Here is a 15,433-nt window from a genome sequence, read left to right on the forward strand (position 1 = left end):
TATGGGATACTGAAAAGATGTTTACAAAAATTTATTCTCTACGAGATGCCACAATCTTTGCGCGTATTCATCGGCTTTGGACCAATCGTTTTCGTAATAGATATCGCTCAGATAATGTCTCGCTTCTTCCAGATTATCAAAGGAATTCAGTTTTTCAATGGTTGTTTTCAACTTTTCATCATCGCCTTTAAACAAAATTTTAGTGAAAGCCACTTTATCATTCAAATCCAGTTTGAATTCTGGTTTCTTCTTTTCAGCCTCCATAAAATCTGTGGAAACATTGGTCTTCAAGAGGCTTCCTGATTCCTTTTGGACTTCATTTTTCGATTCTTCTTCATTAAATTTTTCGAGCGGATCTTCATCAAATAAACTCTGCACCGCCTTCAAGCCTTTGATATTTGCCAATTTAAATTTTTTCTCGGCATGGTGATGCTCTCCGGATTTGTTCTCGTGGAGCACTTCTTCCTTTTGTTCGTGCGCCACATCTTCCTTGTTGAACTCCACTATTTTTCTCCGTCTTTCCTCCAACTCATTGAATTCCTGCTCTTTCTGTGCAACACGCGATGCATAAGTGGATGAATCCGATTCCTCTGTCACCACTTGATCTTCATTTTGAATGGTTTGGAACTCTTCATTTAGATTTTCTTCAATGCCCACTTCGGAAATCGGCTCAGTTTGATAACCTACTTCGTCAATCTCATTTAACTCATTGGTGAAAAGAACTTCTTCCTCCATTTCATGCTCATCCGAAGAATAATCATCTGGAATCTCCTCCATTTTTACTGCGGGTTCATTATCGAAATTTAGGTTTAATTCTTGATTATCAATAATTTGCATTGTCTCTTCTACAGTAAGAAAATCAATGTTTTTTTCTAAAATTCTGAGAAAAGCAATTCTATCGGTAACTTCAGAAAACAAATCCTGCTTTGCCAAAAGTTCGTCTATCGAAGTAATTTTTGAAAGTGATTCAAGCGCATTTTTAGCCTCAAAAAAAATCTTATCCTGTATTTCCTGGATATTTTCCATTATAGATTCTATTAAAATTCCTTAATTTTGATATCTTAAATATTACGGCTAATTTAACAAATGTTTTTAGAAAATACAATTAATCACGCCAAACAAAGCGGCTGGATGGAAGTAATCTGCGGCTCCATGTTTTCAGGAAAAACTGAGGAATTGATCCGCCGACTTCGAAGGGCAGAAATGGCGGGACAAAATGTAGAGATATTTAAACCAAAACTGGATACCCGATACGCTGAAGAAGAGGTGGTATCGCATAATCTCAACAAAATCCGCAGCACACCGGTGGAAAGTCCCAACGAAATTTTGCTGCTCGGCTCTACCTGCGATGTGGTGGGAATTGACGAAGCCCAGTTCTTTGACGAAAGTGTGGTGGAAGTCGCCAATCAATTGGCAAACAACGGGATACGTGTAGTGATTGCGGGTTTAGATATGGACTTTTTAGGCAGACCTTTTGGCCCGATGCCGAATCTCATGGCGACCGCAGAATATGTGACGAAAGTTCACGCCATCTGCAAGCGAACCGGAAATCTTGCCAATTATTCCATGCGAACTTCTGCGAGTACCGATTTGGTGCAGCTCGGCGAAACCGAAAGTTACGAAGCCGTGAGCAGAAAAGTTTTTAATGAAGAAATGTCGAAGAAAAACTAGATGAACTACACTACAAAACAACTTGCCGAACTTACCCATTCTCAATTAATTGGTGATGAACATATCGTTGTCAAAAATATCGCCTTCGATAGCCGAAATATTTTCTCTGTTCAAAACACCGCATTTCTCGCAATCAATACCTCGAAAAACTCCGGCGAAAAATATATTAATTCTGCCGTTGAAAAAGGAATTTCTGTGATCATATCCGAACATCAACTCAAAGATATTCCGAATGTTACATGGATTATCACAGAGAATTCCGTGAGATTTCTGCAGGATTTGGCAAAATTTCACCTGATTCAATTTCATCTGAAAACCATTGGAATTACGGGAAGCAACGGAAAAACCATTGTGAAGGAATGGCTTTATCAATCGCTTTTTGACGAGTTCGATACCGTAAAAAGTCCAAAAAGTTTTAATTCCCAAATTGGACTTCCAATTTCACTATTGGAAATCAACCAAAAACATCAGCTCGGGATTTTCGAGGTTGGTATTTCTAAACCGAATGAAATGCAGATTTTGCAAGAAATATTTCCTCCTCAGATTGGAATTTTAACACATATTGGTTCGGCGCATTCCTCCAATTTCGAAAATGAATCGCAACTGATCGATGAGAAAATTTCATTATTCAAAGATGCTCAGATTATCATTTTCAATGGTGATAACGACCTGGTTCGCAATAAAATTAATGACATCTACTCAAGCAAAAAATTAATATCATTCGGTTTAAAAACCAGTAATCATATTTTCATTAAAAACGATTGGAAGAACAAGAATTCAAATCTGATCATAAAGTATTTCGATGAAGAATTTTCGGTTCCGGTTTCAAAAAGAGACGAAGCGACTTTGAGCAACGTACTTTGCGTAATTGCCGCTTTAAAGGAATTCGGTCTATCCAATTCCAAAATCATTGAGAAACTCAATTCGCTGAAATCGATCGAAATGCGTTTGGAAAGCGTGAATGGTGTTCGTAACAATCTAATCATCAATGATTCATTTAACTTGGATCTGGATTCGTTGAAAATTGCGTATCAATTCATTAACGAATACAACAAGCAGAAAAAGTCATTGGTTTTGACCGATTTTGTGGAAGGTAAAAACTCGGATCAGCTTTATGAGGAAGTGGCCCACTTAACCAATCAGCAGAACTTCAGCAAAATTTTCTTAGTTGGTGAAGAAATTTCAAAGTTTGAAAGTTTATTTACCTCTGAAACTTATACTTTCATTGATACTAAACATTTAATTGAAAATCAGCAATTTAATCTGATTGAAAATGAATTGATTCTTTTAAAAGGTGCCCGGAAATTTGAAATCGAAAAAGTAAAAAGCCATCTGGAACTTCAAAAACACGACACGGTTCTGGAAGTTAACCTCAATGCAATTCTTCACAATATCAATATCCATAAGTCGCTGCTGAAGCCGCAAACCAAAATGATGGCCATGGTGAAGGCCTATTCCTACGGATTGGGAGGATATGAAATCGCTGAATTTTTACAACATCATCACATTGATTATCTGGGAGTTGCATATGCAGACGAAGGAGTGGATTTGCGAAAAAATGGGATCACAACTCCTATTATGGTGATGAATCCCGAACAGCACAGCTACGATATCATCATTGATTATGACCTGGAACCTGAAATTTACAGTTTCCGCGTTTTAGAACTGTTCAACGAACAATTAATCCGAAAAGGAATCCAGCAAAAATACCCAATTCATATTAAACTGGAAACGGGAATGCATAGACTTGGTTTTAAAGGAAATGAGCTGGATGAGCTCATCCACAAGTTGAAATCAACGCATGTGAAAGTTAAGAGTATTTTCAGCCATCTTTCCGCTTCTGATGATCCAGCTGAAAAAGCATACACTTTGGATCAAATTAATATTTTTAAAAATAATTCAGAAAAATTAATTTCTGCATTAAATGATGAACCGATTCGGCATATTCTAAATACTTCTGGTATTGTACATTATTCAGATTATCAATTTGATATGGTTCGAATCGGCATCGGAATGGTAGGAATTTCAACAAATCCGGAAATTAAGAAGAAATTGCAAAGTGCAGTTCGATTTAAAACAGTGATTTCGCAAATTTCAGAAGTTAACGAAGGAGAGTCCGTGGGGTACAACCGCAGATTCAAGGCAGAAAATGCTACCAGAATAGCCACTATTCCAGTAGGTTACGCAGACGGAATACCTAGACTTATTGGAAATAAAAGGGGAAAAGTTGGCATTGACCATAATACCTTCCCAATTGTTGGTAATGTCTGCATGGACATGATGATGATCAACATCGGTGAATTTCCTGCTAAAGAAGGCGAAGAGGTAATCATCTTCAACTCCAATCCAAGTTTGGAAGAATTTGCAGATTACTGCCAAACCATACCTTACGAGGTTTTGACCTCGATTTCTCGGCGGGTAAAAAGAATCTATATTAAAGATTAATGAAAAAAATATTTCCTTTTTTTCTTCTATTTTTTGCAACTTTTCACTTCTCTCAAGTGAAGGAAGGTTTTAAAGTTCCAAAAAATGCCAAGATCGGTTTGTCACTTTCTGGCGGAGGAGCAAAAGGATTTGCCCACATTGGAGTTTTGAAAGTCCTTGATTCTCTTGGAGTTAAAGTGGACTACATTTCAGGAACCAGTATGGGTGCTATTATCGGCGGACTATATGCATCAGGTTATACAGGCGAAGAAATTGAAAAAATCGTAATGGATACGGATTTCTTTACGCTCATTGCCAACGAAAAAACACGCCAGGAGACTTCATTTTTCAACAAATCTGTAGACAAATACCTTCTTACGATACCCGTATCCAAAGGTAGGATAAATTTTTTGCCAAAAGCTATTTCTACGGGGCAAAAGAACATTTATCTATTGAAGGAACTCTTTAAAAACGTTTCAAATATTGACGATTTCTCAAAATTACCCATTCCTTTCATGTGTGTTGCCACCAACTTAGAAAGTGGCAAAATGGAAATTTTCGAGAAAGGTGATTTGGTAACTTCCATCATGGCAAGTTCTGCATTTCCCGGCTTGATGGATCCTGTAAAAATTGGAGACTCCATTTACATCGACGGAGCTATAACCGTTAATTTTCCTTCTAAACCATTAAAAGACAAAGGATTAGATGTGGTTATTGGAGTAGATTTGAGCCAAACTTTAGCCAATCGCGATGAATTGCAGTCTGCCATTTCTATATTGAACCAGGTGATTGATTTCGGAATAAAAAAGGAAACAAAGATCCAATCACAGTACACAGACATTACTATTCATCCGAACCTGAAAGGATTAAATGCTACAAGTTACGATGCCAAAAAAGCGATTCTGGATTCTGGATTTGTGGTCGCACAAAAGTATGTCGACGTATTGTCACTTTTGCCAAAGCGGGAAAAGCAGCTCTTACGTTCTCCGGCAAATACCATTTACTCCAATGTTTACAAAATTGATAGTCTAGAACTGGATAATGCCAATATTTTCGGAAAAAACTACATTTTAGGAAAGATGAACCTGAAATTGCCTTCCATTCAGACTTATGGAACCATCAATAAAATGGTGGACAAACTTTATGCAACCAACAATTATAAATTAATCAACTATGATCTGGTCACCAAGAATGACAAGAATTATCTGATGCTAGATGTAAGCGAAGATGACACCCGGTTTTTCTTAAAATTAGGTTTGCACTATGATGAAGTATTCAAAACGGGAATGTTACTCAATGCTACAGTCAAAAGGCTATTATTCCGAAATGCTATTATTTCGCTGGATGTGGTGGTGGGTGATAAACCAAGATATTACTTCAATTATTTCATTGACAACGGATACATTCCAGGATTTGGAATTTATGGTTCCGGGATGACCTTGGATTTGAAAGATTTCAACGGATACACCAGTGACACCTGGAACTGGTACCGTACCGAAGCATATATTCAATCGGTATGGAAAGACCGTTATGCAATTGGAGCAGGTCTTAGTCATGATTATTATGAAGCTCGCACAAACGTGGGAAAATCCATAGACAGCAAAAATTTCATCAATCCGTACTTTTTCATCAAAAGTGATACCCGCGATGAAAAAAATTTCGCAACACGTGGATTCTATCTGAACGTGGAGGGAAAAATAATTGACCTATTTGATAAGGAAAAGAAGGAAAAGCCCTTTCAAGCAAAGATAAGCACCAAAATGAACTTTCCTGTCAATTCATGGATGACCTATAAATTGGATCTTTTCGGTGGCTTCACCGTGGGTGACAACTTAAACTCTTACTATAAATATCAGATCGGCGGAATCTTTGAACAAAATGCGAATAATTTCACCCCGTTTCCAGGATATGAATTTGGTTACCTCCATGCAAACAATATACTTACTGCCACAAATGCAGTCCAGTTTAAGATTTTAAAAAACTATTTTGCGATTGCAGATCTCAATTTTGCCAATCTTTTTGATGCAATACAAGTCGATGAGATCTTCCATATCGCAGAAACTTCTGCTGGGTTGACTGCAGGTTACAGACTTCCATTCGGCCAAATTAAACTCAATTACAGCCGCTCATTTACCACAAGTAACGGAATTTTCAGTGTAATTTTGGGACACTGGTTTTAAAACTATGATACATTTTTTCTTCGAAAATATAGACAAAATTGAAATTTTACCAACCAGTATTAAATGGCTGGAAGAACTCATTATTTCTGAGAACAGAAAACTGGGTGAGATTACCTATATTTTCTGCGATGATGAGTATCTACTGAAAGTAAACCGGGATTTTCTGGATCACGATTACTACACCGACATCATTACATTCGACTATGTGAAGGGCAAAACCATTTCCGCTGATATTTTTGTATCTTTGCCGCGCATTTTAGAAAACTCCAAAACATTAGCAAAAGACTTTAACTCAGAGTTTCACAGGGTTTTGGCACATGGAATTCTTCATTTGATTGGCTACAAAGACAAAACAAAAGAAGAAATTGCAGAAATGCGAGCAAAAGAAGATTTTTATTTAAGTATTCTTTAGGAGCTATTCTCCCGCTGTATCCTCTCTGCAGACAGGCAGAACTCATCATCGCCCCTCCAATAAAATATCCAAAGATTGTTGCGGCGCATCGGCTGTAATCGGGCGAGTTTCCATGAGATATGCTAAAAAAATCTTAAAAATGTTTCACGTGAAACATTTACACATAAAAACATCATCTACCTTTAATAAAATGATTAACGAAATATATGACGTCATCGTAGTTGGAGCAGGTCATGCAGGTTGTGAAGCCGCGGCTGCAGCTGCCAACCTGGGTTCAAAAACTTTACTTGTCACCATGAACATGCAGACCATTGGTCAAATGAGCTGCAATCCGGCAATGGGCGGAATCGCAAAAGGACAAATCGTGCGAGAAATTGATGCAATGGGTGGTTACTCCGGTATTATCGCTGATCAATCTGCCATTCAGTTTAAGATGCTCAATCTATCGAAAGGTCCGGCAATGTGGTCTCCCAGAACGCAAAACGACCGAATGTTATTTGCATATGAATGGAGATTGGCATTAGAAAATACACCAAATCTGGATTTTTTTCAGGATATGGTGAAAAGTCTAATCATTGAAAATCACAAAGTCACAGGAGTTGTGACTTCATTGGGGATTCAGATCAGGGCAAAATCAGTAGTTCTGACCAATGGAACATTCCTCAATGGCCTAATTCATGTAGGAGATAAACAACTTGGTGGAGGCAGAATGGGTGAACCAAGAGCATTTGGAATAACCGAACAGCTGGTTTCATTAGGTTTTCAGGCAGGTAGAATGAAAACGGGAACACCACCACGAGTTGACGGCAGAAGCTTAGACTATACAAAGATGGAGGAACAAAAGGGAGATGAAAATCCTGGAAAATTTTCATATCTGGATGCTCCAAAACTCGAAAAACAATTAAGTTGCCACATCGTTTATACCAACGAAACCGTTCATGAGATTTTACGTGAAGGATTTGACCGAAGTCCAATGTTTAATGGTACTATCCAAAGTATTGGACCAAGATATTGCCCCAGTATTGAAGACAAAATCAACCGATTCGCAGAAAGAAACCGTCATCAACTTTTTGTGGAACCAGAAGGTTGGAGAACAGTAGAAATCTATGTGAACGGTTTCAGCTCATCTCTCCCGGAAGAAATCCAAGTAAAGGCTATGAAACACATCCCTGGATTTGAAAATGTTAAAGTTTTCCGACCTGGTTACGCCATTGAATATGACTACTTCCCCCCTACCCAATTGAATCACACTTTGGAAACCAAATTGATTCAAAACCTCTACTTTGCTGGACAAATAAACGGTACAACCGGGTACGAAGAAGCTGCAGGACAAGGATTAATAGCAGGAATCAACGCACACAACAAAGTTAACGATAAGGAAGAATTCACGCTGAACCGCGACGAAGCCTATATAGGAGTATTGATCGACGATCTGATTACCAAAGGAACAGAGGAACCATATCGAATGTTCACTTCCCGCGCAGAATACCGATTGCTTCTTAGACAGGACAATGCCGATATCCGTTTAACCGAAAAATCTCATCGTTTAGGTTTGGCCAAAGACGAAAGATTGAAAAAGGTAGAAGAAAAAATTGCAAAAAGTAATGAATTGGAAGGTTTCTTGAGAGAAACATCTCTGAAACCAGGAATCATTAATCCAATTTTAGAAAAAATAGAATCTGCTCCAGTCGATCAAGCTTACCGAGCTGCCCAAATCTTGACCCGACCGAATATGACCTTGGACAAATTAAATGAAATTGATTTCATTAAAACTGCTACTGAAAATTATAGTGAGGAAGTTCGTGAACAGGCAGAAATCAACATTAAATACCGTGGCTATATTGAAAAGGAAAAAGAAAATGTGGCAAAACTGAACCGTTTGGAAACCATCAAAATTCCAGATGATTTTGATTATTCTAAAATATTTTCTCTTTCTTCAGAAGCAAAGCAAAAATTCCAAAAAATTCAACCGAGAACCATTGCACAAGCATCCAGAATCAGCGGTGTTTCACCGGCAGATATTAATGTGCTCTTAATATACCTTGGTAGGTAATCCGAATTTGTTTCACGTGAAACATTGACAGAAAAATAATCAAATTTCCATATCTAGTCCTTAAAATAAATATTCATTAATGAAAATTAAAGATCATTTTCTAACCCAAGAAAATTTTGAAATCGTGGAAACAGAAATTCCAGGAATTTTACGGACTACTCCACTGCCCCACAACCTGGATAAATATTACGAAAGCAAGGATTATATTTCTCACCATCAGGATTCGGGAAGTTTAAAAGAAAAACTGTATAAATTTATCCAACGATTCAATCTGAATTACAAACGAAATATTCTGGCAAAGGAACTTTTCCTTCATGCAAAAGTGTTGGATTACGGATGTGGCGCAGGAGAATTTCTCAAGTTTATAGAAGATGATTTTAAGACCTATGGAATTGAACCGAATCAATTGGCACGAAATGCCGCTATTAAAAAAGTAGCAAAAACACAAATTTTATCTAATCTTGATTCGATCGCAGATGACACTTTAGATGCCATAACTTTGTGGCACGTTCTTGAACATATTGATAATCAGCAATATATATTAAATATTTTTCATAAAAAACTCAAAACCAATGGTTTACTGATAATTGCAGTTCCAAACCATACCTCCTTCGATGCCCAGCATTACGGAAAATTTTGGGCAGCATATGATGTTCCCCGCCATGTTTTCCATTTCTCAAAATCCGGAATGGAAAAATTAATGAACAACGAAAAGTGGCATTTGAAAAAAATAAAACCTTTACATTTGGACGCTTTCTATATTTCTATGCTCAGCGAAAAATATAAGAAATCACCACTATTTTGGTTCAAAGGAATGTTTTACGGAGTAATTTCAAATTTTAAGGCGGTAAAATCGGGCGAATTTTCCAGTTTGGTCTACTTAGTCGAGAAAAAATAGTTTTTGTATTTTTGAGCCGTTTCTGAACGTCAATTTTTTATTCAAATTTAAACATATTGAAGAAATTCTATTTTTTACTCACAGTAATTCCCTTACTTTTCCCCTCTCAAAATACCAGTGAAAATTTTATTGGTTACCAATTCCTCGCCGCACAAAGTGTTGGAAAAATAAAAGGCGATATCAAAAACTATATCTCCGGACATTCCCTAACTTTTGGAACCCATGTAGAAAACCGAAAAGAAGAATGGGTGAAATTTCTCTCTGCAAAAAATATTAAGTATAATCTGATCTTTTTGGACTTGGACCAAATGCAACATGATCTATGGGGAAGAAATTATGGATTTGGCAAAATTTTCGCCGCCACAGTAAATGTGGATTTTCAGCTGGCAAAATTGGGTGATTTTAATCTACTCTTCTCTCCCACTCTTGGCATTGCCTACATCACCAAAACGGTTCATACCGATCCTGATTCCTATTTTTTTGGCAGTCATCTCAATGCGTTATTTGATGCAGGTTTAGGGGTTCAGTACAATTTCGCAAGAGATTATGCACTGACTTCCCGCGTCTCGTTCCTGCACTTCTCAAACGGCGCAATTCAATTACCCAATGCCGGAGTAAACACTATTTCTGCATCCATTGGTATTCAAAGGAATATTAATCTTTCTGCGGACAAAAAAGAAGTACAAAAACCAGAATTGCAAGTGAAAAAACAGGCATTCGAAATTGGTATCGGAGTTGGCCAACGTGGGAAATATAAAATCAAGGATGCATTCTATCGTATCGCAATTTCTCCCGCTTATTCGCACTTTATCAACAATACTATTGGGTTAAAGATCGGTTTGGACGCGGTTTACTACGATCAAGTCTTTAATCCGGAAGTCTATGATGATTCTGTTCCCTATTGGGGTAAATCGTGGGAACACTGGCGAATTGGCAGCAGCGTAGGTGCTGAAATAAAAATGAACAAGATTTCCTTTAATGCCAATTATGGTTATTATCTCTATTTCAAAAGTCCATATGACCAAAAAACCTACTGGAAAGCCGGACTACGATATTATATCACACCAAAACTCGGTGCAGAATCAATGATGACGGCGCATAAGGTTCAAGCTGACTTCATCAGTTTTGGATTGTTTGCACGATTCTGAAAATAACAATGAGCAAGTTATTCTTGCTCATTATCCTTAAAACTAAAATATTAGTTCATTCAATTATTTATCGCAGAAACTCCAGGAAGCTCCTTTCCTTCCAGACTTTCCAGCATTGCTCCACCGCCCGTGGAAACATAGCTGACTTGGTCGTCATAACCGAATTGTTTCACAAACGCCACAGAATCCCCACCACCAACAAGTGAAAAAGCACCTAACCTGGTAGCTTCGGCGATACTATTTCCTAAGGCAACTGTTCCTGCAGCAAAATTCAACATCTCAAAAACACCAATTGGTCCATTCCAAAGAATAGTTCTGGAATTAAGAATCACATCATTAAAAATATCCCGACTTCTCGGACCTGCATCTAACCCCATCCATCCTTCCGGAATTTCGTAAATATTACAATCCCTTCTTGCGGAATCATTAGTAAATTCTTCAGCAATAATTGCATCTACGGGCAAATAAACCTTTACATTTTCTGCCTTTGCCTTTTCTATAATTTCAAGTGCCAGTTGCTGTTTGTCTATTTCAATCAATGAGTTTCCAATATGTCCGCCCAAAGCTTTAATAAATGTAAATGCCATTCCGCCACCAATAATCAGATGGTCCACCGCAGGCAAAATATTTTCAATTATCGTAATTTTTGTGGAAACTTTTGAACCACCCAAAATCGCCGTAATAGGCTTTTCACCTTTTTTCAATACTTTTTCAATGGCATCCAATTCCTTTGCCATCAATAAACCGAAAAACTTAGTTGAAGGAAAAAATTGTGCAATTACTGCTGTAGAAGCATGTGCTCGGTGAGCGGTTCCGAAAGCATCATTGACATACGCATCACCCAGCTTTGATAATTTCTCTGCGAATCCGCGATCTCCAAGCTCCTCTTCATTATAAAATCTCAAATTTTCCAGCAATAAAATCTCGCCGCCTTGCAAATTTTTTGCCATATTCATGGCATCTTCCCCAATGCAATCCGGACAAAACTTCACCGTTTTGCCAAAAGCTTTTTCAATATCAGGAATAATGTGCTTCAGCGAAAACTCCTCAGAAAATTTACCTTTCGGTCTTCCCAAATGCGTCATCAGTATTACTGAGCCACCATCACTCAAGATTTTCTCAACCGTTGGCTTTACCGCTTCAATTCTTGTAGAATCAGTTACTTGTAAATCTGCATTTTGCGGAACATTGAAATCCACACGCACCAAGGCTTTTTGATCTTTAAAATTATAATCTAGAATCGTCTTCATAAATGGCTTGATTTTGGTTTCACAAATTTAAGATTTAATCCCACGATTAGAAATTAATTTCTGAATAAAATTCCACAAACTAGCAAAACTCATTTCCTCAACATTAATTTCCTTTTCTATAAAAAAGAATATGAATGATGTTGTTGTAGCTGTGGAAAATGTGGATAAGATACTTTATCTTTTTTCATCACATTAAGTTGTGCTTCAATTCATATTCAATTCACAAATTAATGCATTGATTTTTAACTATTTTTAACGCTTATTAACAATTGTTGATAACTCCTGAACAGAGCTTTTCTTTGCAATAAGGATATGGAGAACATCATGATTTCGGCATCAAAATTTTGCAAACTTATCTGGAGGATACATGATCATTTTTGTGCAATATGAATTTAATATGAATTAAAAAAGTGAATCTTTCATAAAGTTATCCACATGAATTCACTGGATTTTGCACTCATTTTGGTCATAAGTTTTTGAGCTATTCCCCTCTTCTAAGTTCTGCCAAAACGTAATAAATAGCTCTGGTTTTGAATGACAAGTTATTTAAAGGTCAGTAAATCAGATAGTAACATATAAAACAAAAGATAGATTGATCACTGGTGCTATAATATAAATGCGATCAATCCTTTTTTTTATTTTAATAGTCATAAATTTGTAAGCACACCACTAAATCCATCTAAAAAATGAAAAAGATAGCTATTGCTTGCGACCATGCAGGTTTCGAATACAAGGAATACTTGAAAAATCAACTTTCTTCCCGATATGAGATACAGGATTTCGGAACTAATTCTTTAGATTCTGTGGATTACCCGGATTTTGTTCATCCCGCCGCAACCTCAGTAGAGAACGGAGAAAACGAATTGGGAATTCTGATATGCGGCAGCGGACAAGGTGTGCAATTGAGTGCCAACAAACACCAAAAAATCCGTTGCGCATTATGTTGGATGCCGGAATTGGGAGCATTGGCGAGACAGCACAACAATTGCAATATGGTGGCAATCCCTGCGAGATTTATCGCAAAAGAACTTGCTCTTGAAATTGTGGAGAGATTCTTGGAAACTCCTTTTGAAGGAGGACGGCACCAAAAAAGAGTGGAGAAGATTTCGGGTATCTGAACCCCTCCAATCCACCTCTTCATTCCATATATCGGGGAATTTTTTCACATAAGTTCCTCATTTTAACACTTAACAAAAACATAAACCATTTATGCCAAAAAAATCAAATTTCATATCCCATAAAAACAACCATAAACTTCAGGAAATCGGTCGTTTAATTATGCGTTTTATGAATGAAAAATCCAGCAAAATATATAACTACAAGCAGATTGCAGAAGGAATCGATTACCGGAATCCGCGCCAAAGAGAACAGGTCATTCAGGCTTTGCACAAGCTTCGTGCGGAGGACAAAATCAAGGAAGTGGAACAGGGAAAATACATCGTAAACCTTAAGATTGAAGGTACTTTGACCGGAGTCATCGACTTTAACCAAACCGGAAACGCCTATGTAAAAGTAGAAGGTATGGAAAACGATATCTTTATTCACGCCAAAAACGTGAAACATGCTTTGCAAGGAGATACGGTGCTGATTGTAACCTATCATTTCAAAGGAAAGAAAATGGAAGGTTCGGTTTTAGAAGTCATTGAAAGGAGTCGCGAAGAATTTGTGGGAACTTTTCAGCTTATTAAGCACAAAGATTTCGGTTTCGTGGTAAGCGACAAAAAATACCTCAATACCGATATTTTTATTCCGAAAGGCAAAATGCTCACTGCCCGAGATGGAGACAAAGTAGTGGTGAAAATGCTGAAATGGGATTCTGATTCCAAAAATCCAGAAGGAGAAATCATTAAAGTTCTGGGTGCTCCCGGTGAACACGAAACCGAAATTCACTCCATCCTTGCGGAGTATGGATTGCCTTATAGTTTCCCAGAAGAAGTGGAAAAAGAAGCAGATGAAATCGACAGGAACATTCACGATTCAGAAGTTGCTAAACGCCGCGATATGAGAAATGTACTGACCTTCACCATTGATCCTAAAGATGCCAAAGATTTCGATGATGCGCTCTCACTCCAAAAATTGCCGAATGGAAACTGGGAAATCGGAGTACATATCGCGGATGTTTCGCATTATGTGATTCCCGGAACCCTCCTTGATGACGAAGCCTACAACCGCGCAAATTCCGTTTATTTGGTGGACAGAGTGGTTCCAATGTTGCCCGAAGTTTTGAGCAATGACGTATGTTCGCTTCGTCCAAATGAAGATAAATACACTTTTTCTGCCGTTTTTGAATTAGATGACAACGCAAATGTAGTAAACCAATGGTTTGGAAGGACCGTGATCCATTCAAACAGACGTTTTTCCTATGAAGAGGCACAGGAAAGAATAGAAACCGGAACCGGGGATCTGACCGAGGAAATACTCACTTTAGACCGTTTAGCAAAGATTTTGCGCAAAGACCGGATTAACAAAGGTGCGATCACGTTTGATCGAAGTGAAGTGAGATTTAACCTCGATGAGAACAATGAGCCGATTGGAGTTTACTTTAAGATGAGCAAAGATTCCAACCATTTGATTGAGGAGTTTATGCTGTTGGCAAACCGGAAGGTTTCGGAGTATATTTCATTGAGTGGAAAAGGCGAACCCACAAACCTGACCTTTATTTACCGGATCCACGACGATCCGGATCCGCAAAAATTGGAGGCATTGCGCGATTTTGTCGGCAGTTTTGGTTATCAGCTGAATTTGGCAAATACCAAAAAAGTAGCCGAATCATTAAATAAACTGTTGAAAGACGTTCAGGGAAAAGGCGAAGAAAACATGATTGAGACTTTGGCAATGCGCTCCATGAGCAAAGCGATTTATTCCACAGAACCTATCGGACATTATGGACTTGGTTTCGAATTTTACACCCATTTTACCTCGCCGATTCGCCGGTATCCTGACCTGATTGCACACCGTCTGTTGCAACATTACCTGGATGGTGGAAAATCCGTCAATAAGCAGGAATATGAAGAAAAATGTAAACACTGCAGCAATATGGAGCGACTCGCAGCCGATGCAGAGCGGGATTCCATTAAGTTCATGCAGGTGAAGTTCATGGAAAAGCATTTGGGCCAGGAATTTACGGGTGTAATCTCCGGTGTTGCTGAATTTGGTTTCTGGGTTCAAATCCCCGAAAACGGTGCAGAAGGATTGATCAAATTACGTGATTTAATGGACGATTCCTATATGTATGATGCTAAAAATCATCTTGTTTACGGTACCAGAACGGGTAATCAATATCAATTAGGTGACGAAGTGAAAATCAAAGTCATGAAAGCAAATCTGGTTCAAAAACAGCTGGACTTTAAGATCGTGAAATAGAAGTTTTCCCAGAGCGGTACGTTCCGAAATTTCT

At 37.9% G+C, this 15,433-nt stretch carries 11 protein-coding genes; 9 read left to right on the forward strand and 2 right to left on the reverse strand.

The genetic code is table 11. The features are described 5' to 3' along the window. Positions 1–21 precede the first annotated feature (21 nt). The gene (locus L0951_RS03470; RefSeq protein WP_234109475.1) at positions 22–1,026 is read right to left on the reverse strand and encodes a hypothetical protein; all 1,005 of its coding nucleotides are present in this window, start codon (positions 1,024–1,026) and stop codon (positions 22–24) included. A 60-nt stretch (positions 1,027–1,086) separates the two neighbouring features. On the opposite strand from L0951_RS03470, the gene L0951_RS03475 reads away from it, so the two are divergent. The 7 genes from L0951_RS03475 to L0951_RS03505 all read left to right on the forward strand — a co-directional run bounded on the left by L0951_RS03475 (position 1,087) and on the right by L0951_RS03505 (position 10,786). After that, positions 1,087–1,671, forward strand: coding sequence for a thymidine kinase (locus L0951_RS03475; RefSeq protein ID WP_234109476.1), 585 nt, complete (start codon positions 1,087–1,089; stop codon positions 1,669–1,671). Further along, positions 1,672–4,116 carry a bifunctional UDP-N-acetylmuramoyl-tripeptide:D-alanyl-D-alanine ligase/alanine racemase gene (locus tag L0951_RS03480; RefSeq protein ID WP_234109477.1) on the forward strand — a complete coding sequence of 815 codons (2,445 nt, stop codon included), beginning with the start codon at positions 1,672–1,674 and terminating at the stop codon, positions 4,114–4,116. Further along, entirely contained in the window at positions 4,116–6,275 is a 2,160-nt protein-coding gene (locus L0951_RS03485; RefSeq protein ID WP_234109478.1) for a patatin-like phospholipase family protein, read from the forward strand. Before L0951_RS03480 ends, L0951_RS03485 begins: the two co-directional genes overlap by 1 nt. Before the next feature lie 4 nt (positions 6,276–6,279). Beyond that, entirely contained in the window at positions 6,280–6,687 is a 408-nt protein-coding gene (ybeY, locus tag L0951_RS03490) for an rRNA maturation RNase YbeY (RefSeq protein ID WP_234109479.1), read from the forward strand. Positions 6,688–6,877: 190 nt separating this feature from the next. After that, a complete protein-coding gene (mnmG, locus tag L0951_RS03495) occupies positions 6,878–8,740 on the forward strand; it encodes a tRNA uridine-5-carboxymethylaminomethyl(34) synthesis enzyme MnmG (protein WP_234109480.1) in 1,863 nt (620 codons plus the stop codon). 79 nt (positions 8,741–8,819) lie between these two features. Beyond that, positions 8,820–9,638 carry a class I SAM-dependent methyltransferase gene (locus tag L0951_RS03500; RefSeq protein WP_234109481.1) on the forward strand — a complete coding sequence of 273 codons (819 nt, stop codon included), beginning with the start codon at positions 8,820–8,822 and terminating at the stop codon, positions 9,636–9,638. A gap of 56 nt (positions 9,639–9,694) precedes the next feature. Then, the gene (locus tag L0951_RS03505) at positions 9,695–10,786 is read left to right on the forward strand and encodes an acyloxyacyl hydrolase (RefSeq protein ID WP_234109482.1); all 1,092 of its coding nucleotides are present in this window, start codon (positions 9,695–9,697) and stop codon (positions 10,784–10,786) included. A 59-nt stretch (positions 10,787–10,845) separates the two neighbouring features. On the opposite strand, the gene L0951_RS03510 is transcribed toward L0951_RS03505, so the two are convergent. After that, complete coding sequence (locus L0951_RS03510; protein WP_234109483.1) at positions 10,846–12,036, reverse strand: phosphoglycerate kinase; 1,191 nt, start codon at positions 12,034–12,036, stop codon at positions 10,846–10,848. 686 nt (positions 12,037–12,722) lie between these two features. Here L0951_RS03510 and rpiB point away from each other — a divergent pair. Both rpiB and rnr read left to right on the forward strand, forming a co-directional pair. Next, on the forward strand, positions 12,723–13,154 hold the full coding sequence (gene rpiB, locus L0951_RS03515) for a ribose 5-phosphate isomerase B (protein ID WP_234109484.1): 432 nt from the start codon (positions 12,723–12,725) through the stop codon (positions 13,152–13,154). 91 nt (positions 13,155–13,245) lie between these two features. After that, positions 13,246–15,399 carry a ribonuclease R gene (gene rnr / locus L0951_RS03520; protein WP_234109485.1) on the forward strand — a complete coding sequence of 718 codons (2,154 nt, stop codon included), beginning with the start codon at positions 13,246–13,248 and terminating at the stop codon, positions 15,397–15,399. The last annotated feature ends 34 nt before the right edge of the window (positions 15,400–15,433 follow it).

Source organism: Chryseobacterium sp. R2A-55, assembly GCF_021401085.1.
Lineage (GTDB): Bacteria > Bacteroidota > Bacteroidia > Flavobacteriales > Weeksellaceae > Kaistella.